The following is a 22,527-nucleotide window of genomic DNA, read 5'->3' as shown; positions in this document are numbered from 1 at the left end:
CTAGGGTCGGGTGATCGCTCAGGCCGGCACCGCCTCGAGGTCCGGGGTGGACACCGCAGCACGAGTGTGACCGAACTGCTTGGCCGCGATCACGCACATCGCCGACAACACCGTGCCCGCCGCCAGCGAGACGAGGAACCACCACCAGGCGTTCATCGCGAAGAACACGAAGATACCGCCGTGCGGGGCCCGCAGCTCCACGCCGAAGGCCATGATCAGGGCGCCGGAGAGGGCGCCGCCGGCCATCATCGACGGGATCACGCGGAAGGGGTCGGTCGCGGCGAACGGGATCGCGCCCTCGGAGATGAACGACGCACCCAACAGCCATGCGGCCTTGCCGTTCTCACGTTCCGGCTCGCTGAACAGACGCGGTCGCAGCACGGTGGAGGCCAGCGCCAGGGCCAGCGGCGGGATCATGCCCGCACACATCACCGCGGCCATGATCTCGTACTGGGCGGCACCGGCGGTGGCGGTGTCGGCGATGCCCGCGGTCGCGAACAGGTAGGCCGTCTTGTTGACCGGACCGCCGAGGTCGAAGCACATCATCAGGCCGAGCACGATGCCCAAGACGATCGCCGAACCGCCGCTCATGCTGTTGAGGCCCGAGGTCATCTGCTCGGTGATCCAGGCCAACGGCTTGCCGAGGAACATGAACAGCACCGCACCGATGATCATCGAACCGAACAGCGGGATGATCACCACCGGCTGTAGGCCACGAGCCCACTGCGGCAACGGAAGTCGGGAGATCCAGAGGCACACCACGCCGGCCAGCAGGCCTCCGATCAGGGCGCCGATGAAGCTCGCGCCGACGGCCAGGGACACCAGGCCTGCGACGAATCCGGGTGCGATACCGGGACGATCGGCGATCGCGAACGAGATGTACCCGGCGAGCACCGGTACCGCGAGTCCGAGCGCGAGATTGCCGATCGCGAAGCTCACCGCACCCAGATACTGGCCGAGTCCGCCCGGTGGCAGATCCCAGAGGCTGCTGTGCAGGGCGTAGTAGGTGGCGTCGCTCATCGACGAGTCGACGGTCTTGTTGGCGATCTCGTACCCGGCGAGCAGGAAGCCGAGGGCCATCAGCAGACCGCCTGCCGCGACGAACGGGATCATGTAGCTGACGCCGGTCATCAGGGCCTGCTGGATTCGCTTGCCCAGGCCGGGTTCCCCCGAGCCGGTGGCCTGCCCGTCCGCCTCGTCGCCGTCGCCCCCGCGGACGACGGCCGCCTGCGGATTCCCGGCGGCGGCGACGGCCTCGGCGATCATGGTGTCGGGCTCGTTGATCGCACGCTTGACGCCGGAGGCGATCACCGGCTTGCCGTGGAAACGGGACTTGCCCTTGACGCCCACGTCGGTGGCGAAGATGACGGCATCGGAACCGGCGATCACGTCGGGTGTGAACGGCGTGGTGCCGGACGACCCCTGCGGCTCGACGTGGAAGTCGACGCCTGCGCGTTCGGCGGCGTAGCGCAGGGCGTCGGCGGCCATGTAGGTGTGCGCGATTCCGGTGGGACACGCGGTGATCGCGACGATCGACAGGCGCTTGCCGTCGGCGGGCTTGCCCGTGACGGTGGGTGTCGCGGGTGCGGTGGCACTGCCGGCCGCGGGCGCGGCGGGCGTGGGTGTGGCCGCCGTGGGTGCTGCCGCTGCCGTGGATGTCGCCGCTGCCTTGGGCGCCGCGGCGGGGGCGATGGCATCGTCGACGAGGGCGACGATGTCGGCGTCGGTCTTCGCCGCCCGCAGTGCGGAGACGAAGTCGGGGCGCACGAGCGCGCGGGCCAGCGAGCTGAGCAGCTTCATGTGCTCGGCCGCACCGCCCTCGGGTGCGGCGATCAGGAAGACGAGGTCGGCGGGGCCGTCGGGGGCGTCGAAGTCCACCGGTGCCGACAGCCGGGCCATGGCCAGGCTCGCCTGCGTCACCGACGCGACACGGGCGTGAGGGATGGCGATACCGCCGGGGAGGCCGGTGGCCGACTTGGACTCCCGGGCCAGGGCGGCATCGGCGAGCTCGCCGACGTCGGTGGTGCGCCCGGCGGCACCCAGCCGTTCGGCGAGGTGGGTGATCACCGACGACGGGTCGGCACCCGCGTCGACGTCGAGGCTCACCGTGGCGGCGGTGATGATCGGTTCGGACATGGGTTTTCCTTACTGCGGGGAGAGACCCGTGGGGGTCGGGATTGTCGGGACGGGTGATCCGGTCGGCGCCGTGGATGTCGCCAGGCCGGTCACCGAGACGTGGGTGAGGTCCAGATGTTCGGGGCGAGGCGGCTGCGTGCCGGGAAGCGCGGTGGCCGCGGCACCATAGGCGACCGCCGATCGCAGCCGGCCGGGCTCGTCGTCGCCGCGCGTCGCGGCGATGAGGTAACCGGCGAGCGACGAGTCGCCGGCACCGACGGTGCTGCGGGGAACGATCGGTGGGGGTGCGGCGAACCAACTGCCACGGGTGGTGGTCAGGATCGCGCCGGTCGCACCGAGAGTGGCGAGTACGCTGCCGCCGATCCGCTCGGCCATCACCCGGGACGCGTCGACGACGGGACCGAGGTCGCCACCGGCGACGGCATCACGCATCGCGGCCGGATCGAGACCGCATGCCTCGGCGAGTTCGGTCTCGTTGGGCTTGATCAGGTCGACCGGCCCCGTCACGGCCGCGGTCAGCGGGGCGCCCGAGGTGTCGATCGCGACGCGACATCCCAGGGGGGCGAGGGCATCGGCGAGGGTGCGGTACCAGTCGTCGGGGACGCCGGCCGGGAGCGAACCGCACAACGCCACCCAGGTGGCGTCGGCGGCGCGATCGAGCAGCAGGGCCGTGAGCGCGTCGGCGGCGTCGGCGTCCAACGTCGGTCCGGGTGCGTTGATCTTGGTGGTCGTGCCGTCGGTCTCGGCGATCGTGATGTTGGTGCGGACGTCGCCGGTGACCCCGACGGCGTCGATCTCGAGCCCGACGCCGTGGAGGGCGGCCAGCAGCGGATCGCCGTCGTGGGCGGGCAGGATGGCGCGGGTCGGGATGGCGCTCTCGGCGATCACCCGGGAGACGTTGATGCCCTTGCCGCCGGGTTCGCTGCGGACATCGACGGCCCGCTGCACCTCCCCGCGCAGGAGAGGGCCGGTGATCTCGAGAGTGCGGTCGAGGCTCGGATGTGCGGTGAGGGTGACGATCATGCGATGACGACCTCGATACCGTGGGCGACGAGTGCCGCCGAGAACGCCGGGTCTATCCCGCCGTCGGTGACGAGGACGTCGATCTCGTCGAGATCGGCGAAGGAGATGAAATCCTCCCGGCCGATCTTCGAGGAATCGGCGAGGACCACCACCTTCCGTGCGGCGCGGACCATGGCCGACTTGACCGCGGCTTCCTCGGGATCGGGCGTGGACAGCCCGAGGCCCTCGCTGAGTCCGTTGGCACCGATGAACGCGACCGACGCCCGCAGACGCTCGAGGCGCGACACCGCGTCCGCGCCGACCGCCGCCTGGGTGACGCCGCGGACCCGGCCGCCGATGAGCTGCAGGGTGCAGTCGGGGAGTGCCGTCATCACCGCCGAGACCGGGATGCTGTTGGTCACCAGGGTCAGTCGCCGCTGTTGCGGGACATGCAGTGCCACCTGATAGGTCGTCGTGCCCGCGTCGACGATCACCGAACCCCCGTCCGGTGGGAGGAACCGGACCGCCGCGCGGCCGATCGCCGCCTTCTCGGCCGAGCTGCTCGACGCGCGCTCGGCGACGCCCTGTTCGTCGCCGATCTGGGCGAGGTCCGGTCGCACGGCACCGCCGTGGACCCGGGTGAGGTGTCCGCCGCGCTCCAGGATCGCCAGATCCCGTCGAACGGTCTCGCCGGTGACGTCGAACTGTTCGGCGAGGTCGCTGACCGACGCCCGGCCGTGCGTGCTCACCTGTTCGGCGATCGCCCGCTGTCGTTCTTCCGCGTACACGTTGCTCCGATCGAGTGACGCCACTCACCAGGGTTGTGGATATAAGTGGTTATCGGTGTTGATATATCTGTGTTTACGCCTGAACGTATTGACAAGTCAAGCTTTTCTTGTAACTTCGATCACAAGACGAGTGCAGAGTGAAAGGGCACGGTCGTGAATCAGCTGAAGGACGAGGTGGCGATGAAGTCGCTGCAGGGCACTCCGGTGGTCGGGGGAATCGCATACGGGCCGGTGGTCCGGGCGGGGGTGCGCATCGGGCCCGCCGGCGACCTCGAGACCCGAACCGAGGTGGGCGAGGCCGACCGCGGCGCCGAACAGGCCCGGTTCACCGCGGCGGCAGCGGCGGTGGCCGCGCGACTTCGCGACCGGGCCTCACACGCCTCGGGGGCGGCCGCCGAGGTGCTGATCGCCACGGCAGGGCTCGCCGAGGACCGCGGCTGGACCGGCGCAGTGGCCAAGCGCATCGCCGACGGCGCTCCCGCAGCCCTCGCCGCGAGCGGGGCCACCGCCCAGTTCGCCGAGATGTTCACCGCCCTCGGGGGTGTGATGGCCGAGCGCGTCACCGACCTCGAGGACGTCCGCGACCGTGTGATCGCCGAGGTCCTGGAGCTCCCGGAACCCGGTGTCCCGGTACCGGACTCGCCGTCGGTGCTGTTCGCGGACGACCTGGCCCCCGCCGACACCGCCGGTCTCGATCCCGCGCTCGTCACCGCCCTGGTCACCCGACTGGGCGGACCGACCAGCCACACCGCGATCATCGCCCGCCAGCTCGGCATCCCGTGTGTCGTGGCGGTGCCCGGACTCGGTGCCGTGGCGGCAGGTACCACCGTGCTCGTCGACGGCACCACGGGCACCGTCGAGATCGAGCCGGCTCCGGCCGCCGCGCAGGCGGCGGTGGCCACGAGCCGCCGGCAGGCCGAGGTCGTCGCCGCATGGTCGGGACCGGGCCGCACGGCCGACGGTCACGAGGTGGCGGTGCTCGCGAATGTCGCGGACGGGGTCTCCGCGCGCGCGGCGACCGGATATCCGGTCGAGGGCATCGGCCTGTTCCGCACCGAACTGACCTTCCTCGACCGCACCGACGAGCCGACGATCGACGAGCAGGCGGCGCTCTATCGCGAGGTGATCGACGCTTTCCCGGGTGGCAAGGTGGTGATCCGCACGCTCGACGCCGGTTCGGACAAGCCGCTGCGGTTCGTCGACCACGACACCGAGGCGAACCCCGCGCTGGGTATTCGCGGAAACCGGCTCACCGCAACCCATCCCGAGATCCGGATGAACCAGCTCGATGCCATCGCCCGGGCCGCGCACGAGTCCGGTGCCACCGCGCGGGTGATGGCACCGATGATCGCCGGTCCGGCCGAGGCCGCGGAGTTCGCCGCCGAAGTGCGTGCGCGAGGAATGATCGCGGGGGTGATGATCGAGATCCCGTCGGCGGCGATCCTGGCGTCGGCGGTGCTCGCGGAAGTGGACTTCGTCTCGATCGGGACCAACGACCTGACCCAGTACACGATGGCCGCCGACCGCATGTCGGCCGAGCTCGCCGAGCTCACCGATCCGTGGCAGCCCGCCGTGCTGCACCTCATCGAGGGTGTGGCCCGGGCCGGGGCCGATGCCGGAAAACCCGTCGGGGTGTGCGGCGAGGCGGCCGCGGATCCGCTCCTCGCCTGCGTCCTGGTCGGGATGGGCGTCAGCTCGTTGTCGAGTGCCCCCGTCGCGGCGGCGGGTGTCGGTGCACGGCTGGGGCAGGTGTCGCTGGCGCAATGCCGCGACGCGGCACGGGCGGCCCTGGCGACCTCGCAGGCTGCCGACGCGCGAGCGGCTGCAGCCGCGGTCCTGGCGGGCTGACAACCGCACGGCCGTGCATCGCGTGTGACAACCGCGAGGCCGTGAATCACGGTGTGGGAATCCCTGTGCGACAACCGCTGCACGATGACGCCGTCTGAAGAACTGCCTTCCGGGATGCGATTCCGGGAGGCGGTTCTCGTCGAGGCGACTCAGCCGGGTGTCAGACCCGGCGCATCACGGTGACGACCTTGCCGAGGATGACGGCGGTGTTGCCGGGGATCGGGTCGAAGAGCTCGTTGTGGGGCATCAGCCACACCTGGCCGTTGCCCCGCTTGAGGGTCTTGACGGTCGCCTCGCCGTCGATCATCGCGGCGACGATGTCACCGTTGTCGGCCACATTCTGCTGACGGACCACCACCCAGTCGCCGTCGCAGATCGCGGCGTCGACCATCGACTCGCCGACAACCTTGAGCATGAACAGCGATCCGTCTCCGACCAGCTCGCGCGGTAGCGGGAAGACATCCTCCACCGCCTGCTCGGCGAGGATCGGTCCGCCGGCCGCGATCCGGCCCAGCACCGGGACGAATGCCGGGGTGGGCAGACCGGCCGCGGTCGGGTCGTCCGACGGATTCGGGTCGATCTGGTTGTCCTGCACGTTGACCGCACGCGGCCGATTGGCGTCGCGTTTGAGCAGGCCCTTGCGTTCGAGGGTGCGCAGCTGGTGGGCCACCGACGAGGTCGAGTTGAGACCCACCGCATCACCGATCTCCCGGATGCTCGGCGGGTACCCGCGTTCGCGGACCGACCGGCGGATCACCTCGAGCACCTCGCGCTGACGCTGGGTCAGCGTGGCCTCGATGACGACCGGATCGATCGCATCCGGGTCGGCCGCGGCCCTCGACGCCCCGGTCCTCGACGATCCCGCCCTCGACGACGCCGCCTTGGGCGACCCCGCCTTCGACGACCCGGCCCTCGACTTCGCGCCCGACGACCCGGCCGCGCGCCGCGTCTTGTCACTCATCGCGTACGTGTCCTTTCCGTGCCGCCCCGCGTCGGCATCTCTGTGGTCGAGGTTATCCCACGTTCCCGACAACCTCAAACACCTGTTCGAGGTGTTTCCACGACATTCGTCAGAGCTCCGTGATAGAACTTCGAACAACAGTTCATCGAACGCGTGATCGAGAAACGGGAGGCTCTCTCTCATGCAGACAACCCTGACAACCGAACGTCGGGTGGGCACACCCACCGACCGGATATCCGTCGCCGCCGTACCGCGACCTGCGGCAGGGGTCCGCGGCGCCGATCGTCACCCCGTCGGTCGGCGTCCCGGCGGCCGCGGTGCGCTCGGGCACCCGGGCGAGGTCGAGGGCACCCGCGCGGGTGTCCAGCCCCGCGGCTTCGGCGAACCCCACACCGGCGAGCGCCGCGCCGCGGCCGAGATCCGGAGTCGTGGCCGTGTGGTGGCGGGTCGTGCCGGTGCCATGCGCGGTGGGGCCGGCCGTGTGGCCTGTGCCGACCCGGTGCGGGTCCCGGTGTCCACCGCGTCGAGGGGTGTGTTGTCGGCAGTCCATCGTCGGCGTCGCACCACCGCGGTCGCGGTGATGACCGGTGCCGCGCTCGCGATGCTGGTGTGGATCGTCGCGATCGCCGGCTCGGACTACCAGCGTGCCGCCGTCCCGTCTCCGGTCTCCACCCAGGTGGTGCACGTCCGGGCGGGGGAGTCACTCGGATCGATCGCCGCCCGGGTGGCCCCGGACATGCCGACCCGGGTGGTGATTGACGAGATCGTCGAGCTCAACGACATGGCGGGCAGCGGTCTCCAGGTCGGGCAACCACTGCTGACGCCGCGTTACCGCTGACCGGTGGGACGGTATTGTCGTGGTATGCGCTGCCCGTTCTGCAGAAACGAAGACACCAAGGTCATCGACTCGCGTGTCGCCGACGAGGGGCAGGCGATCCGTAGACGACGTTCGTGCAGTTCCTGCGGCCGCCGCTTCTCCACCGTGGAGACCGCCGTGCTCGCCGTGGTGAAGCGCAATGGCGTCACCGAACCGTTCAGCCGCGAGAAGGTCATGCGCGGCGTGCGGCGGGCCTGCCAGGGGCGCCACGTCGACGAGGACGACCTCGCCCAGCTCGCCCAGCAGGTCGAGGAGGCGGTCCGCGCCTCCGGTGCCGCCGAGATCCCCAGCAACGAGGTCGGTCTTGCCATCCTCAAGCCGCTGCGCGACCTCGACGAGGTCGCCTATCTGCGCTTCGCATCGGTCTACCGGTCGTTCGATTCGCTCGAGGACTTCCAGCGCGAGATCGACGACCTGCGCGACGAACGCTCTCGCCACGGGGATGCGGTCGGGGTCAACGGCGCCGTCTCAGCCGAGTCGGTCAAGGGTTCGTAGCGCCCGCTTCTCCGACACCGGATACCGCGTGCCCAGACGTTGGGCGAACAACCCCACCCGCAGTTCCTCGACCATCCAGTGGGCCTGCTCGTTGACTCGGTCGCGGCGCGGTTCCGGCACCTGCTCGAGGCGCTGATTCCACCGGGCGATCACCCGGTCGACACTGGCCATCGCGTCGTGATCGCGGGCCGCGGATGCGGGCAACTGCTCCAGTCGTGACCGTGCCGCCGCCAGGTACCGTGGCAGATCCTCGAGATGGGTGTGCGGTGTGGCCAGCACGAATCCGTCGAAGATCAGGTTCTCCAGCTGTTCGGCGACGTCGTCGGCCGGTACCTGACCGGAGTGGGTGTCCATCACGCGACGCAGGGGCGCCACCTCGCGTAGCGCATCAACCGCCAGTCGCAGATACTCCGGGGCCACCGCGGTCACCCGTGGACGCAATGTCGCGACCATCTTCTCGAACGCGGCCGGGTCGCGGACCGCGAGGGCCGCGTCCGCGGACACGAGGTCGCGGATGGCACGTCGGGTGCAGTCGGCGAACAACTGCGCCGACTCGCGATAGGGGTTCTGGCTCAACGCCAGCCGGCCCGCCGGGTCCAGCCCCGACGACGCCTTGGCGCTCAGTGGCGGGATCGCGGCGTCGAGCAGGGTGATCACCGCCGGGAGGTGCAGCCGCGCCGCCTCGTCGGTCGATGCCGCGGCGGTGACCTCGACGCCGTGGGGACGGGCCGGATCGCCGGCGACGCGCAGCGTCGGATATCGGGTCAGCTGTTGTCCGGCGACACGGACGGTCTCGTCGACGGCGAGTGTGCCGATACCGTCAGCGGTCCAGCGTGTGTGCCGCACGGCCGGCGCGATGGCAGCGGGAGATGGTGTGGCACCACTCAATTCGGCCAGCGAGTCTGCACGTGCGGTGATCTTCCCCGTCGGGTCGGCGAGGGCGAAGTGCATCCGCAGGTGCGCCGGGACGCGGTCGATGTCGAAGTCCTCGGGACGGACCCGGTGCCGGGTGATCTCGGCGAGCTCGCGTGCGAGCCCGCGCACCAACGGTTCGGAGCGCGGCTTGAGGCGGGACAGCGCGAGCGTGGCGAAGCGCTGCGCGGGTGCCATCGTCTTGCGCAGCTGTTTGGGCAGCGTCTTGACCAGCTCGGTGGCGAGTTCCTCCCGCATCCCCGGGACCAGCCAGTCGAAACCGGCGTTGCGGATGTGGGGTAGCAGGGGAGCCGGGATGACCACCGTGACACCATCGTCGGCAGCGCCGGGCTCGAACCTGTACCGCAGCTCCAGGCGGGTGTCGCCCTGGGCCCAGACCCCGGGATAGTCGGTGTCGGCGACGCTGACGTCGGCCGCCACGTCGGCGGGGGTGAGGTCGAGCAGATCCGGGGTGGCGCGGCGGGCGGCCTTCCACCACGAGTCGAAGTGTCGGGCAGAGGTGACCTCGGCGGGCACCCGCTGGTCGTAGAACTCGAACAGCTGGTCCTCGGAGATCACGACATCGCGTCGCCGTGCGCGGTGTTCGACGTCGGCGGCCTCGTCGAGCAGGGTCCGGTTCCGTTGGAAGAACCCATGATTGGTGTGCCAGTCACCCTCCACGAGCGCATGGCGCAGGAAGAGGTCGCGCGCGGTCACCGGGTCGACCGGCCCATAGTCGACCCGACGTCTGGCGACCAGCGGCACACCGTAGAGCGTCACGCGCTCGTAGGCCATCGCCGCGCCGCGCTTGTTCGACCAGTGCGGTTCGCTGTAGGTGCGTTTGACCAGATCGCCGGCCAGCCGTTCGGCCCACAGGGGATCGATCGACGCCACCGTGTGCGCGAACAGCCGTGAGGTCTCGATGATCTCGGCGGCCATCATGAAGGCGGGCGGCTTCTTCGACAGCGGGGAGCCGGGGAAGATCAGCAGCGTGGTGTTCCGGGCGCCGGTGTACTCACGGCCCTCGGTGTTGCGGGCGGCGATGTTGCCGAGCAGCCCGGCGAGGATCGCCCGGTGGATCGCATCGGGATTCTGCTCGGTCTCGGGTATCTCCCACCCGAGATCGTCGACGATGCCACGGAGCTGGCGGTGCAGGTCCTGCCACTCCCGGATGCGGAGATAGTGCAGGAACTCCCGCTCGCATGTGCGGCGGAACTGGTTGCCCGACAACTGCTTCCGCTGCTCATTCAGGTGCCGCCACAAGGCGAGGTAGCCGAGGAATTCCGATCCGGGCACCACGAACCGGCGGTGCGAGGCGTCGGCGGCCTCCCGGTGTTCGGCGGGTCGCTCACGCACATCCGGGATCGACAGGGCGGCCGCGATCACCAGCACGTGGTCGAGGCAGCCCTCCTCGTGAGCACCGACCAGCATGCGGGCGATCCGCGGATCCACCGGGATGCGGGCCATGGAGCGGCCCACGGTGGTGAGCCGGGGGCCTCGCGACACCTCGTCACCGGAACCCTTGTCGTCACCGGACCCCCTGTCCGCCGGGACGATCGCACCGAGTTCGGTGAGCACGGCCATGCCGTCGCGCACCGATCGCGCGTCCGGAGGCTGGACGAACGGGAATGCCGCGATGTCGCCGAGACGCAACGACGCCATCTGCAGGATGACCGACGCGAGGTTGGCGCGCAGGATCTCCGGGTCGGTGAATGCGGGACGGGCGTCGAAGTCGTCCTCGGAGTACAGCCGGATGCAGACACCCGGGGCGACACGGCCGCAGCGGCCGGCGCGCTGGCGGGCACTGGCCTGTGACACCGGTTCCACCGGCAGGCGCAACACCTTGGTGCGCGTAGCGTAGCGGGAGATGCGAGCGGTGCCCGAGTCGATCACATACCGGATGCCCGGCACCGTCAACGAGGTCTCGGCGACGTTGGTGGACAACACGATCCGACGGCCGTCCGACGGCGTGAACACCTTGTGTTGATCGGCGATCGACAGTCGTGCGTACAGCGGGACCACCTCGGCCCCGGTGGCGACACGTCGCGACAGCGTCGACGCGGCCTCGCGGATGTCACGCTCGGTGGGCAGGAACACCAGGATGTCGCCGCGCCCGTGGGCTCCCCACAGCTCGCCGATCGCGGCGTCGATTCCCTGGAACAGGTCGAGGTCGGCATGCTCGCCACCACCCTCTTCGCTGCCGGAATCGGCTCCGTCACGCAGTGTCAGCGGCCGATACCGGACCTCGACCGGGTAGGTCCGGCCGGACACCTCGAGCACCGGCACCTCGGTGGTGGCGGTGGTGAAATGCCGCGCGAATCGGTCGGGTTCGATGGTCGCCGAGGTGATGATCACCTTGAGATCGGGGCGGCGCGGCAGCAGCCGGTGCAGGTAGCCGAGGATGAAGTCGATGTTCAGGCTGCGCTCGTGCGCCTCGTCGATGATGAGCGTGTCGTAGTGGCGGAGCATCGGATCCGAGGCGATCTCGCGCAGCAGGATGCCGTCGGTCATCACCTTGACCAGGGTGTCGGCACCGGAGCGGTCGCTGAACCGGACCGAGTATCCGATCGCGTCGCCGATGCTGGTGTGGGTCTCGTCGGCGATGCGTCGTGCCACCGAACTGGCCGCGATACGGCGGGGCTGGGTGTGGCCGATCGCGCCGCGGACACCGCGGCCGAGTTCGAGGCAGATCTTGGGCAGCTGTGTGGTCTTGCCCGACCCGGTCTCGCCGGCGATCACCACGACCTGATGGGCGGCGATGGCCGCGGCGATCTCGTCGCGCGCATCGGAGACGGGCAGTTCCGGCGGGAACTCCAGGACAGGTACCGCGGCGCGACGGGCGGCGAGGCGCTTCTCGGCGGCGGTCACGGCGCGCTCGAGGCCGGCGACCTTCTCGGGTGCGGGAGAGCGGCCGAGCCTGTCCAGGCGTCGACGCAGGGAGTGTTCGTCGGCGAGGGTCACAGCGCCGATGCGGTCACGAAAGCCGCGTCGGTCGAACTGTGTGTGTCGGGTATGCGGCGCGGGGTCCTCGCGATTCGGGACCCCGCGATCCGGTTCGGTTCCTGCTGATCCCATGATGGTGTCCAGGATATGGGACCGGCGTCGCCCGGCCCCGCGTCGCCCGGTGACCCCCGGCATGATGGAGCCATGGTTGGTTCGCTGTGGCATGGGTTCGCGGATATGGGTGCGGTGTCGTCGACGGGACCGTGTGTCCTGACGCACGGGAAGGGCACCCGCGTCTGGGACCTCGACGGAAACGAGTATCTGGATGCGACCGCGGGTTTGTGGTTCGCCAACGTCGGTCACGGGCGCACCGAGATCGGCGACGCAGTGGCGACCCAGCTCGGTCGCCTGGCGCACTACTCGGGTTTCGGTGACCTGACCGCCGATGTCACCGACGCGCTCGCCGACCGCCTCGCGGCCTTCGCGCCGGTGCCCGGCTCGAAGATCTTCTTCACCTCCGGCGGCAGCGACTCGGTGGACACGGCCGCGAAGCTCGCGCGCCGCTACTGGGTGGAGCGCGGACGTCCCGGGAAGACCCTGCTCGTCGGGCGCACCAAGGCCTATCACGGCATGCACGTGGCCGGGACGTCCCTCGCCGGGATCCCGGTCAACCACGAGGGTTACGGCGAACTCATGCACGACACCCAGACCGTCGACTGGGACGACGCCAAGAGTCTGCTCGGCCTGATCGAGCGGGTCGGCGCCGACCGGGTCGCGGCGTTCTTCTGTGAGCCCATCATCGGGGCCGGCGGGGTGTACCTGCCGCCGCCCGGATACCTCGCCGAGATCCGCCAGATCTGTCGCGATCACGACGTGCTGTTCGTCGCCGACGAGGTGGTCACCGGATTCGGCCGGATCGGTGGTGACAGCTGGTTCGCGTCGACCCGATTCGACCTGCAGCCCGATCTGATGACCACGGCCAAGGGGCTGACGTCGGGATACGTCCCGATGGGTGCGGTGTACATCGCTCCCCACATCGCAGAGCCGTTCTTCGGCGGCGGGGTGTGGTGGCGGCACGGCTACACCTACGGCGGTCATGCCGGTGCGGCCGCGGCGGCGATGGCCAACCTCGACATCATCGAACGCGAGGGACTGCTCGCCGAGGCGAGCCGGCTCGAGTCCGATCTCGCGGAGGCGCTGGCGCCGCTGGCCGGTCTGGACGCGGTGGCCGAGGTGCGTACCGGGTTGGGTGTCGTGAGCGCGGTGCAGCTGGCCGATCCGTCCCGGGGGCCGGAGATGGTCCTCGCGCTGCGTCGGCACGGCGTCAGCGGACGCGCGGCGGGCCAGGGGGCACTGCAGATCTCGCCCGCGTTCGTGATGACCACCGAAGAGGTGGACGAACTCGCCGACCGGATGGGTGCGGCCCTGTCCTGAGTCGAGCCCTGTCCCGAGTCGAGCCCTGTCCTGAGTCGAGCCCTGTCCTGAGTCGAGCCGTCCTGCGCGGGTCGGGCGGGTCTTCACGACAGAAGCGGCCGCGCCCGGCATCCGGGTTCTCCGGGTGCCGGGCGCGGCCGAATCGGTGTGGCGGGGGATCAGGCTCCGGCCAGCACCTCGGTGGTGGCGATGGCCTGGCCGACGCCGGCGACGATCGAGGCGACCTTGAGGGCCTCGAAGATCGCCTCACGCTCGATGCCCGCCTCGCGCAGGGTGTTCTCGTGTGCGGCGACGCAGTGTCCGCAACCGTTGATCGAGGAGACCGCGAACGACCACAGCTCGAAGGCGGCCTTGTCGACGCCGGGGTTGCCGATGATGTTCATCCGCAGACCCGGACGGAGGTCGTCGTACTTGCCGTCGAGGAAGCCGCGGCCACGGTAGAACACGTTGTTCATGCCCATGATCGACGCGGCGCCCAGGGCGGCGTTGTAGGCCTCGGCCGACAGGTTGTCGGCGGCCTCGTCGGAGATCTCCGAGAGCACCTTCGCGTTACGGGTGGCGGCGGCGGTGGCCAGCAGGGTGCCCCACAACTGCTCTTCGTTCAGCGCGGTGGTCCGGCTGATCGAGCCGAGGTTGAGCTTGAGGTCCTTCGCGTATTCGGGAAGGGCTTCCTTGAGGTTGTCGATGCTCATGAATGTTCCTCTCAGACGCTGGCGTTCAGCAGTTCGCCGGCGTCGATGGTCGGGTCACCCTTGCGCCAGTTGCAGGCGCACAGCTCGTCGGACTGCAGGGCGTCGAGCACGCGCAGCACCTCGTCGACGTTGCGGCCGACCGAGCCTGCGGTGACCGACACGAACTGGATCTCGTTGTTCGGGTCGACGATGAAGGTCGCGCGGTCGGCGACACCGTCGGCGTTGAGCACGCCGGTGGCCTCGACCAGCTCGCGCTTGAGGTCGCTCAGCATCGGGAAGGGGAGGGTCTTGAGATCCTCGTGCTGTGCGCGCCACTGGAAGTGGACGAACTCATTGTCGACGGAAGCGCCGAGCACCTGGGTGTCACGATCGGCGAACTCGTCGTTCAGCTTGCCGAAGGCGGCGATCTCGGTGGGGCACACGAAGGTGAAGTCCTTCGGCCAGAAGAACACGATCCGCCACTTGCCGGGGTGGTCGTCGCTGGTGACGGTGGTGAAGTAGTCGTCGGGCTGCTGGGCGTTGACCTTGGACAGGTCACCGCCGATCACCGCGGTGAGGTTGTAGGCGGGGAACTGGTCGCCGATCGTCAGCAAAGCCATGGTGTGCTCTCGCTCCTTCGTGGTGTTTTCCGGCACGGTCGTACATCTACGACGACGTGTCGTTTCGATGACCCCTCCATTGTGCGCTCAGATCGGTGAAAGTGAAACGTGATGATTGGCACTATACTGATAGGTATGCCTGATAAAAGTTATCAGCCCGGTCTGGCCGGACTCCGTGCCTTCGTCGCTCTTGCTCGAACTCATCATTTCGGTTCGGCCGCAACCGAACTCGGAGTGAGTCAACCCTCACTGTCGCAGTCCCTCGCGGGGCTCGAGGCGGGTCTGGGGATCAAACTCATCGAACGCACCACCCGGCGTGTCTTCTTGACGCCCGAAGGCCAGTCGTTGCTCGGCAAGGCGATCGCCATCACCGACGCCGCCGACGACTTCCTCGCCGCTGCCGCCGGGGCGGACGATCCGCTCACCGGGCCGATCCGGTTGGGGCTCATCCCCACCGTCGCGCCCTATGTCCTGCCCACGGTCCTGCGCGGGATCGCCGCGGCGCTGCCGGACATCCGGCTGCAGGTGGTGGAGGACCAGACCGCACGGTTGCTCGCCGCGCTCCGTGACGGAAGCCTGGACGTGGCCGTGCTGGCACTGCCCGCGGAGACTGCCGGAATCGCCGAGATCCCCATGTACGACGAGGATTTCGTACTCGCGTTGCCCTCTGGTCATCCACTGGAGGGGCGACGTCGTGTCGACCCCTCGACCCTCGCCGACCTGCCGCTGCTATTGCTCGACGAGGGGCACTGCCTCCGCGACCAGGCACTCGAGGTGTGCCGGCTGGCGGGGGTGTCGCCCGATCTGGGGCAGACGCGAGCGGCGTCGCTGGCCACCGCGGTGCAGTGCGTGGAAGGCGGACTCGGGGTGACCCTGATCCCGGCCACCGCCGTCGAATCCGAAACCGCCAGTGGAGAACTGGCGACTGCCACCTTCACCAGGCCGCGACCGGGACGACGGATCGGGCTGGTCTTCCGGGCGTCGTCGGGTCGGGAGGAATCCTACCGACGACTCGCCGCGGTGATCACCGACCTCGTGGACCGGGGTGGCGCGATCGCGCCGGTGGCGGTTCAGGCCGGTTCGAGGACGAAGACCGGGAAGAGGTGATCGGCGGCGGCAAGATGGTCGGCGAAGGCCGGCCACGCCGCCACCGCACGATCGCACCACAGCTTCCGCTCGGCACCGGACACCTCGCGCGCGATGTACTCGCCGACGTGGTCGCCGTCGCGCACCTGCACCCGCGGCTCGGTGAGCAGCACCCGGTACCAGCCGGCCTCGCGTGGCGTGTCCTCGCGCACGGCGACCACCGCGTACACACCGTCGTGCTCGATCCGCATGAGTGGCGTCTGACGCAGCTCACCCGACGTGTCGTCGGCTGCGGTCACGATCACCACCGTCCGGTCGGCGGCGAGGTCGCCCGCGCCGTCGCCGGTCGTCGGCAGGGCGGCGGCCGGCGGGTCGTCGACCGCAGGCCATCCGCCGACCGACGCCGGACCCTGCTCGAACCAGCCGATCACGGGCAGGGGCCGGCCAACGGGGCGTCGCGGCGGACCGGCGGCGCGAAGCGGCACCCGACGCGCGATCGGATCGGCGCACCTCATCGGTCACCGGCGTTCGCGAGTTCTTCCCACTCGTCGAGCAGGCTCGAGTCCACCTCGCGCACCATCTGCCCGACCCGGTCGGTGATGTCCTCGATCTCGTCGGTCGCCACGGCCAGCGGAAGCCCTTGCCGCAGTACGCGATAGCAGTCGGTGAGGTAGCGCAACACGATGCCCTCGCTGCGCGCGAGACCGTAGGCGGAGATGAGCTCGGTGAAGGTCATCGCCTTCTCCAGCATCTCCCGCAGCACCGACTTCGGCTTCGGCGGGAACGACGACACCCACGGATGCCCACGGCGGTACACGCCGAAGGCGTACTCGATCTCCTCGGCCAACGGGCGCGGCCACGAGATCTCCTCCAGCCGGGCCATCCGCTCCTCGTAGTCGACGCCGTCGGCCTTCATCTCGGCGATCGCGGCATCACGGGCCACCTTGCGTTGGGCGAGCAACACCGGCCGCGGGTCCTCGAGCGTCGACTCCAGAACCGACACCACGTCCAGGGCATAGGTCGACGACGCAGGGTCGAGCAGTTCGAATGCCGCGAGTGCGAACGCCGACAACGGGTTGGTCAGCGCGAAGTTCTCCGGCATGTCCACCGACAGTGCGACGTGACGACCGTCCTCGTCGGGCTCGTCGAGGCGTACCACGATCCCGGCATTGCGCAGGTCGCGGTAGACCGCGATGGTGTGCTTGATGTGACGCAGCTGCCGGTCCCGCGGCTCGTGGTTGTCCTCGAGCAGGTGGCGGATCGCCACGAAGCAGTCACCGGGGCGGCCGAGCACCTCGAGCAGCATCGCGGTGGTCATCTGGAAATGCGAACGCAGCGGCTCGTCGGGGGCCTCGGTGAGCGCGTAGAAGGTCTTCTCGCCCCACGACACGAACCCCTCAGGGGGCTTCTTGCGGACCAGCTTGCGCAACTTCTTCGGGTCGTCGCCCGCCTTGGCGACGGCGCGCGCGTTCTCCACGTCGTGCTCGGGGGCCTGCGCGACGACGTAGCCGATGGTGTCGAAGCCGGCGCGGCCCGCGCGTCCGGCGATCTGGTGGAACTCACGGGCGCGCAGCCGACGCACCCGGGTGCCGTCGTACTTGCTGAGCCCGGCGAAGAGCACCGTGCGGATGGGCACGTTGATCCCCACGCCGAGGGTGTCGGTGCCGGCCACCACCTTCAGCAGCCCGCGCTGGGCGAGGCGCTCGACGAGGCGGCGATACCGCGGCAGCATCCCGGCGTGATGGACCCCGATCCCGGCGCGCAGCAGTTTCGACAGGGTGGAGCCGAAGCCGGTGCTGAACCGGAAGTCGCCGATGGCCTCGGCGATCGCAGCCTTCTCGGCCTTGTCACAGATCCGCGCCGACAACAGCGCCTGGGCTCGTTCGACGGCGGCCGCCTGGGTGAAGTGCACCACGTAGATCGGTGCCCGGCCACGGTCGATGAGGTCCTCGATGGTCTCGTGGATCGGGGTCAGCGCGTAGGCGTACTCCAGCGGGACCGGGCGTTGGGCGCCGGTGATCTCGCGGGTCGGACGTCCGGTGCGGCGGGTGAGGTCGTCGACGAAGAACGAGACGTCACCGAGGGTTGCCGACATCAGCAGGAACTGGGTGTCGGGCAGTTCGATCAGCGGCACCTGCCATGCCCAGCCGCGGTCACGTTCGCCGTAGAAGTGGAACTCGTCGGCGATCAGTACCCCGATGTCGCTGCCGGTGCCGTCGCGCAGCGCGAGGTTGGCGACGATCTCCGCGGTCGCACAGATGATCGGGGCGTCGGCGTTCACCGCGGCGTCGCCGGTGAGCAGACCCACCGAGTCGGCGCCGAATTGATCGCACAGATCGAAGAACTTCTCGCTGACCAGGGCCTTGATCGGGGCGGTGTAGTAGGCGCGCCGGCCATGGCAGCGGGCGAAGTAGATGGCCCCGGAGGCCACCAGCGACTTCCCCGATCCGGTCGGGGTGGCCAGGATGACGTTGTTGCCGGAGATCAGCTCGAGCAGCGCGTCCTCTTGGTGCGGATAGAACTCGATGCCGCGCCCGGACCACCATTCGGTGAACCGGTCGAACGCGGCGTCGTCGTCCCCGGGTACGGGTGCGAGTGGATCGGCGATGTCGGTCAGATCGGGAATGGCCGACCGCCCGGGGTGTCGTCGGGACCGTCGTTCTTGTCGTCGCCGTTGAGACCGGCGAGGAACTGCTCGAGTTCGGCGCCGAGTTCCTCACCGCTGGGCAGCGAGCCCTCGGTGGCGAGCAGCGAGGCCCGTTCGGTCTGCGCCTCCTGGAACGCGTCGTACTGCTGCTCGAGGGCCTTGACCACCGATTCCACCTCGGAGTTGCCGCTGACCTCGGAGTCGACCTGTTCGCGGACCCGTTCGGCGGCGGCGTCGAGTGCGGCCACCGGCAGTTCGAGGCCGGTGTGGTCGGCGACCGCGGTCAGCAGCCGGGCCGACGCCGCCGGGTAGTCGGTCTGCGAGAGATAGTGGGGCACATGCACCGACAGCCCGGTGGTCCGTCGGCCGTGTTCGCCGAGCCGCAGTTCCAGCAGCATCGATGCGCTCGCCGGCAGCTTCATCGCCGAGCCCCACCGGGGCAGATCCCCGAGCGATTCCGGGTCGTTGCCGTGGGCGGTGATGGTGGCCGGGCGCGTGTGCGGGACGGCCATCGGGATCGCGTTGAGGCCCACCACGTCACTGACGCCGAAATGATCGGCGAGCCGGCGGACGGCCTCACCGAACTTCTCCCAGCGCAGGTCCGGCTCGGCACCCGACAACAGCAGGAACACCTTGTCCCCGGCGTCGCGGACGGCGTGCAGGGTCAGTTGCGGCATGGTGATGTCGGTGAAGGTCTCGCCGCTGAACGAGATGGTCGGGCGCCGGGACCGGTAGTCCATCAGCTCGTCGGCGTCGAAGGTCGCCACCAGGTCTGATTCCAGGGTGTCGCGCAGATGGGCGGCGGCCAGTGCCACGGCGTGTCCGGCGTCGGCGAAACCGTCGAGCGCATGGACCAACACCGGGCCCGTCTCGGACTCGCCCCGGGACATGTGTGGCGCGGGAAATGCCAGTTCGTACAACGAGCCGTCCCCGGTCGGGTGCTCGTTCATGTCGTCGCTCCTCGGTGTTCGCGGCCGGATATGTCGGTGATTGTCTCGCATCGGTCATATCCGGGACCAATCATGCAGGTCGCAGGGTCGTACAGTGCTCACGAAGGAAGAAGTTCCCCTGTTCACCAGGGTCCAACGCCACATCGGCGGGAGCGATTCCCGACTTGCCGTGCCCGGGCCGGTGTGTCGGGGGCATCCGTGCGCATCCGGGGTGGCACGGTGGGGAAACGGTCATGTGCCCGGGCCGGTGTGTCGGTGGCCGGTGTGTCGGTGGGTAGGGCCGGACCGGCCGGAGAGAGGACTGGTGGTGTGAGGAGAGATCGGGGACGCCGGATGCGCCGGACCGCGATGTTCGCCGTGGCCGCGCTCGCGCTGTCGGTGGTCGCGGCGTGTGGGGTCGACGGCCGGGCGGTACCCGCACGCGAGGACCTCACGCCGCTCGCGGTCACCGCCGACGACTTCCCGGTGCCCGGCGCCACTCGGGTGCCACAACCCGCCGTCGGGTTCGCGCTCGACGGCCTGACCTTCCGCGACCCGGCAGCGGTCGATCCGGCGGACTGCACCCCGCCGGCCCTCGATCCCACCGGCGCGGTGGTCCTGCAGGTCATCCCGTCCGGCGGCCCGCAGTCGTACACCGCCGCCGTCGCCTACTCCGACGACGACCTGTCGTCGGTGAACGACCAGGCCGGGCAGTGCCCGCGGTACACCGTCGGCGGCGGGACGGTGAGCGTGCACGTGGGAACCGACGTGCCGCGACCGGACCTGCCGGGCGTGGCCACCACCGAGGTCGTGCGGGCGGTCACCTCCGATGCTCCCGGCGCGGGCACCGACACCCAGCTCCACAGTCGGACCCTGATCGGGCAGCGCGGCAGTGTTCGCGTGTATGTGCAGCAGCGCTGGTCCGGCACCGAGGCGCCGTCGACATCCGCCCTGGATGCGTTGTTCACCGTCGCGACCAGCCGCGCCTTCGGCTGAGTCGGTCACCCGGCGGGCTGCCACCCGGACCGAACGCCGCACCGCACCACCTGGCCGACAGACGCCAACTGTGCACACCTCACCAAATGTGCACAGCCGGTCGGGACTGCGGTGACGGCGGACTCGTCGACGGCGGGGGACCGCACGATGAGCGCATGAACCAGCCACCTCGCCCGCATCGCCCCGGACCACCGCGACCGACTGCCACCGCCCTGCTGACCGCCGTCCCGGGCCTGCTCGGCTTCATCCCCGAGTCGTCAGTGGTCCTGATCTCGATGACGGGGCACAACCGGGTGCACGCCACCATGCGCTACGACCTCTCGCTGCGGGCCGACGGTGAGCCCGACGACGATCTGCTCGCCGTGCTCGATCGACTCGGCGGCATCGTCGCCGGCCAGGGGCCGGAGTTCGTCGTGGGTGCGATCGCCGACAACCGGTTCGCACCGCGGGATGAGCGCTACCACCGGGTCTTTGCCACCGCCGACACCTTCCTCACCGCCGCAGGCGGGATCGCACACGGATTCGTCGTCACCGAGTTCGAGGAGCATGCACCCTGGGAGCTGATCTGGCAGGGACACGGGCCGGCGCGGGTGCGGACCGGTGCGGGTGACGCCGGGCGCGACCGGCTCGGGTGGCCCGATCGGCGGATCGTCGGCTCGATGGCCGACCCGCACATCGCGCCGACCGCGGTACGGCATGCGGTCGACACCGGCCGGCGACTTCTCGCCCGCCGCTCGGACATCGCCGAGATGCTCGCGCCCCTGCCGCACTGTGAATCCGAGGACTGCGCGGTGACGGGGCCGCGTGCCGCGCGATCGCGGACCGATGCGACGACCACGGGGTTCGCCGGCATCACCGAGCTCGATCCGATCGGGGGTGACCGGATCACCCGGGACAGACGGGCACTGCTGGCAGCAGTGATGGGCGCCCTGCGGACGCGTCCCCGCCTCGACTGCACCACGGTGTCGGAGCTGGAACGTGCCATCACGACACCGGCCGTGCGTGACGCGTTGTTGGCGTGTGCCGTCACCGATCTACGGCTGGACGCGGAATGGTTGTGGCGCATGCTGACCCGGCGATTGACCGGACACGGACGGGCACAGGCGGCGTCCCTGCTCGGTCATCTGCACTACATCGCGGGGGAGGGCAGCTACGCCGGTGTCACGATCGACGTCGCACTGGCCGCCGACCCCGGGGCTCGGCTCGCGCAGCTGCTCGACTCCGCGCTTCGGGGCGGGGTCCACCCACAGATGCTGTGGGAGGTGATCGCCGAAAGCCGTGCCGCTGCCGCCGCGCTGGGTGTGGAGCTGCCCGCGATCACCCTGGGCCGGACGGCGTGACCCGGGGTGGCCTGCGGCGATCCCCGGCCACCCCGGGGATGGCCGCCGCCGTCACGGATGTTCGGCGCCGCAGTCCTCGTCAGACCTTGTCGACGAAGATCGAGTGCGCCATCTCGCCCGACAACACCAGGCCGTCGTGTCCGGGTGTGTCGATCTCGACGTGCTGCGGGGTCACGGTGACGGTGACGCGGGCGTTCGGGACCACGCCGGCCTCCCGCAGATCGGCGATCAGTTCACGGTCGGACTGCGCGTGCTCGGCGACGCGTCGCACGATCACCGCGACCGGTTCACCCTGCGGCAGATCGGCGACACGGCTCGCGGTGTCGGTCGGCGACGACACATCTGCACCCAATGCCTCGAGGCCGGGGATCGGGTTGCCGTACGGCGAGGTGGTCGGGTTGTCGAGGACCTGCAGCAGGCGACGCTCGACGTTCTCGCTCATCACGTGCTCCCACCGGCACGCCTCGTCGTGGACCTGATCCCACGGCATGCCGATGATGTCGACGAGCAACCGCTCGGCCAGACGATGCTTGCGCATCACCGCGATCGCGAGGTTGCGACCCTTGTCGGTGAGTTCGAGGTGCCGGTCGCCCGCCACCCGCAACAGCCCGTCACGCTCCATGCGGGCGACCGTCTGGGACACGGTCGGTCCGCTCTGCTCCAGCCTCTCGGCGATGCGTGCCCGAAGCGGCACGATGCCTTCCTCTTCGAGGTCGTAGATGGTCCGGAGGTACATCTCAGTGGTGTCAACGAGATCGTTCACTGTGCGCAGTCCCTTCGTCGTCATCCAGGTTACCCTGCGGTTCCGGCCGTCCTGAGCATCCGTCGGCGGCACCGTGTCA

The 22,527-nt window shown here is 69.8% G+C and carries 18 protein-coding genes; 7 read left to right on the top strand and 11 right to left on the bottom strand.

Annotation, left to right across the window (positions count from 1 at the left end):
• Positions 1-18: 18 nt before the first annotated feature.
• From ACWDUA_RS03545 to ACWDUA_RS03535, 3 genes are read right to left on the bottom strand one after another with little or no spacing between them, the layout of a single operon-like run.
• Positions 19-2,136 carry a PTS fructose transporter subunit IIABC gene (locus tag ACWDUA_RS03545; protein ID WP_449749602.1) on the bottom strand — a complete coding sequence of 706 codons (2,118 nt, stop codon included), beginning with the start codon at positions 2,134-2,136 and terminating at the stop codon, positions 19-21.
• 9 nt (positions 2,137-2,145) lie between these two features.
• Positions 2,146-3,159, bottom strand: coding sequence for a 1-phosphofructokinase family hexose kinase (locus ACWDUA_RS03540; protein WP_449749601.1), 1,014 nt, complete (start codon positions 3,157-3,159; stop codon positions 2,146-2,148).
• Entirely contained in the window at positions 3,156-3,926 is a 771-nt protein-coding gene (locus ACWDUA_RS03535) for a DeoR/GlpR family DNA-binding transcription regulator (protein ID WP_449749715.1), read from the bottom strand. Before ACWDUA_RS03535 ends, ACWDUA_RS03540 begins: the two co-directional genes overlap by 4 nt.
• 180 nt (positions 3,927-4,106) lie before the next feature.
• On the opposite strand from ACWDUA_RS03535, the gene ptsP reads away from it, so the two are divergent.
• Positions 4,107-5,774, top strand: a complete 1,668-nt coding sequence (gene ptsP / locus ACWDUA_RS03530) for a phosphoenolpyruvate--protein phosphotransferase (RefSeq protein WP_449749714.1) — start codon at positions 4,107-4,109, stop codon at positions 5,772-5,774.
• Positions 5,775-5,934: 160 nt separating this feature from the next.
• On the opposite strand, the gene lexA is transcribed toward ptsP, so the two are convergent.
• A complete protein-coding gene (gene lexA, locus ACWDUA_RS03525; protein WP_449749600.1) occupies positions 5,935-6,735 on the bottom strand; it encodes a transcriptional repressor LexA in 801 nt (266 codons plus the stop codon).
• 181 nt (positions 6,736-6,916) lie between these two features.
• Between lexA and ACWDUA_RS03520 the strand changes: the two genes are divergently transcribed.
• Together ACWDUA_RS03520 and nrdR are read left to right on the top strand one after the other, a co-directional pair.
• Positions 6,917-7,573 carry a LysM peptidoglycan-binding domain-containing protein gene (locus ACWDUA_RS03520; protein WP_449749599.1) on the top strand — a complete coding sequence of 219 codons (657 nt, stop codon included), beginning with the start codon at positions 6,917-6,919 and terminating at the stop codon, positions 7,571-7,573.
• A 24-nt stretch (positions 7,574-7,597) separates the two neighbouring features.
• Positions 7,598-8,107 carry a transcriptional regulator NrdR gene (gene nrdR, locus ACWDUA_RS03515; protein WP_449749598.1) on the top strand — a complete coding sequence of 170 codons (510 nt, stop codon included), beginning with the start codon at positions 7,598-7,600 and terminating at the stop codon, positions 8,105-8,107.
• Here nrdR and hrpA read toward each other — a convergent pair.
• Complete coding sequence (hrpA, locus tag ACWDUA_RS03510) at positions 8,081-12,094, bottom strand: ATP-dependent RNA helicase HrpA (protein WP_449749597.1); 4,014 nt, start codon at positions 12,092-12,094, stop codon at positions 8,081-8,083. The two genes, nrdR and hrpA, sit on opposite strands and share 27 nt — an antisense overlap.
• Before the next feature lie 72 nt (positions 12,095-12,166).
• Between hrpA and ACWDUA_RS03505 the strand changes: the two genes are divergently transcribed.
• Positions 12,167-13,396: an aminotransferase family protein gene (locus ACWDUA_RS03505; RefSeq protein WP_449749596.1), complete on the top strand. Its 1,230-nt coding sequence runs from the start codon at positions 12,167-12,169 to the stop codon at positions 13,394-13,396.
• Between the two features lie 158 nt (positions 13,397-13,554).
• Here ACWDUA_RS03505 and ACWDUA_RS03500 read toward each other — a convergent pair whose 3' ends face one another.
• On the bottom strand, positions 13,555-14,088 hold the full coding sequence (locus ACWDUA_RS03500) for an alkyl hydroperoxide reductase (protein WP_449749595.1): 534 nt from the start codon (positions 14,086-14,088) through the stop codon (positions 13,555-13,557).
• A gap of 11 nt (positions 14,089-14,099) precedes the next feature.
• Positions 14,100-14,687 carry a peroxiredoxin gene (locus tag ACWDUA_RS03495; protein ID WP_449749594.1) on the bottom strand — a complete coding sequence of 196 codons (588 nt, stop codon included), beginning with the start codon at positions 14,685-14,687 and terminating at the stop codon, positions 14,100-14,102.
• Positions 14,688-14,822: 135 nt separating this feature from the next.
• Here ACWDUA_RS03495 and ACWDUA_RS03490 point away from each other — a divergent pair, with 135 nt between their 5' ends.
• Complete coding sequence (locus ACWDUA_RS03490) at positions 14,823-15,794, top strand: hydrogen peroxide-inducible genes activator (RefSeq protein ID WP_449749593.1); 972 nt, start codon at positions 14,823-14,825, stop codon at positions 15,792-15,794.
• On the opposite strand, the gene ACWDUA_RS03485 is transcribed toward ACWDUA_RS03490, so the two are convergent.
• Genes ACWDUA_RS03485 through ACWDUA_RS03475 form a run of 3 tightly spaced genes read right to left on the bottom strand, consistent with a single transcriptional unit; the run spans position 15,758 to position 19,370 of the window.
• Positions 15,758-16,288 (bottom strand): nitroreductase/quinone reductase family protein, encoded by a 531-nt coding sequence (locus ACWDUA_RS03485; RefSeq protein WP_449749592.1) that lies wholly within the window; start codon positions 16,286-16,288, stop codon positions 15,758-15,760. The genes ACWDUA_RS03490 and ACWDUA_RS03485 overlap by 37 nt on opposite strands.
• Positions 16,285-18,381: a DEAD/DEAH box helicase gene (locus tag ACWDUA_RS03480; RefSeq protein WP_449749713.1), complete on the bottom strand. Its 2,097-nt coding sequence runs from the start codon at positions 18,379-18,381 to the stop codon at positions 16,285-16,287. The genes ACWDUA_RS03485 and ACWDUA_RS03480 overlap by 4 nt, the downstream gene beginning before the upstream one ends.
• Positions 18,382-18,386: 5 nt before the next feature.
• Entirely contained in the window at positions 18,387-19,370 is a 984-nt protein-coding gene (locus ACWDUA_RS03475; RefSeq protein WP_449749591.1) for a PAC2 family protein, read from the bottom strand.
• Positions 19,371-19,679: 309 nt separating this feature from the next.
• Here ACWDUA_RS03475 and ACWDUA_RS03470 point away from each other — a divergent pair, with 309 nt between their 5' ends.
• Positions 19,680-20,345, top strand: coding sequence for a hypothetical protein (locus tag ACWDUA_RS03470; RefSeq protein ID WP_449749590.1), 666 nt, complete (start codon positions 19,680-19,682; stop codon positions 20,343-20,345).
• Positions 20,346-20,500: 155 nt separating this feature from the next.
• Complete coding sequence (locus tag ACWDUA_RS03465) at positions 20,501-21,685, top strand: DUF4192 domain-containing protein (protein ID WP_449749589.1); 1,185 nt, start codon at positions 20,501-20,503, stop codon at positions 21,683-21,685.
• Positions 21,686-21,764: 79 nt separating this feature from the next.
• Here the strand turns inward: ACWDUA_RS03465 and ACWDUA_RS03460 are convergent, their stop codons facing one another.
• On the bottom strand, positions 21,765-22,448 hold the full coding sequence (locus ACWDUA_RS03460) for an iron dependent repressor, metal binding and dimerization domain protein (protein ID WP_449749712.1): 684 nt from the start codon (positions 22,446-22,448) through the stop codon (positions 21,765-21,767).
• Between the last annotated feature and the right edge of the window lie 79 nt (positions 22,449-22,527).

The organism is Gordonia sp. NPDC003376 (assembly GCF_053589235.1).
The sequence above is the reverse complement of the archived record's forward strand: the minus strand, read 5'-3'. Positions and strand labels throughout refer to the sequence as shown.

Bases quoted from the DNA above. Each gene is read 5' to 3' on its own strand.
- lexA (WP_449749600.1), bottom strand. From the start codon at position 6,735: ATGAGTGACAAGACGCGGCGCGCGGCCGGGTCGTCGGGCGCGAAGTCG.
- ACWDUA_RS03505 (WP_449749596.1), top strand. From the start codon at position 12,167: ATGGTTGGTTCGCTGTGGCATGGGTTCGCGGATATGGGTGCGGTGTCG.
- ptsP (WP_449749714.1), top strand. From the start codon at position 4,107: ATGAAGTCGCTGCAGGGCACTCCGGTGGTCGGGGGAATCGCATACGGG.
- ACWDUA_RS03465 (WP_449749589.1), top strand. From the start codon at position 20,501: ATGAACCAGCCACCTCGCCCGCATCGCCCCGGACCACCGCGACCGACT.
- hrpA (WP_449749597.1), bottom strand. From the start codon at position 12,094: ATGGGATCAGCAGGAACCGAACCGGATCGCGGGGTCCCGAATCGCGAG.
- ACWDUA_RS03545 (WP_449749602.1), bottom strand. From the start codon at position 2,136: ATGTCCGAACCGATCATCACCGCCGCCACGGTGAGCCTCGACGTCGAC.
- nrdR (WP_449749598.1), top strand. From the start codon at position 7,598: ATGCGCTGCCCGTTCTGCAGAAACGAAGACACCAAGGTCATCGACTCG.
- ACWDUA_RS03490 (WP_449749593.1), top strand. From the start codon at position 14,823: ATGCCTGATAAAAGTTATCAGCCCGGTCTGGCCGGACTCCGTGCCTTC.
- ACWDUA_RS03475 (WP_449749591.1), bottom strand. From the start codon at position 19,370: ATGAACGAGCACCCGACCGGGGACGGCTCGTTGTACGAACTGGCATTT.
- ACWDUA_RS03520 (WP_449749599.1), top strand. From the start codon at position 6,917: ATGCAGACAACCCTGACAACCGAACGTCGGGTGGGCACACCCACCGAC.
- ACWDUA_RS03495 (WP_449749594.1), bottom strand. From the start codon at position 14,687: ATGGCTTTGCTGACGATCGGCGACCAGTTCCCCGCCTACAACCTCACC.
- ACWDUA_RS03500 (WP_449749595.1), bottom strand. From the start codon at position 14,088: ATGAGCATCGACAACCTCAAGGAAGCCCTTCCCGAATACGCGAAGGAC.
- ACWDUA_RS03540 (WP_449749601.1), bottom strand. From the start codon at position 3,159: ATGATCGTCACCCTCACCGCACATCCGAGCCTCGACCGCACTCTCGAG.
- ACWDUA_RS03485 (WP_449749592.1), bottom strand. From the start codon at position 16,288: ATGAGGTGCGCCGATCCGATCGCGCGTCGGGTGCCGCTTCGCGCCGCC.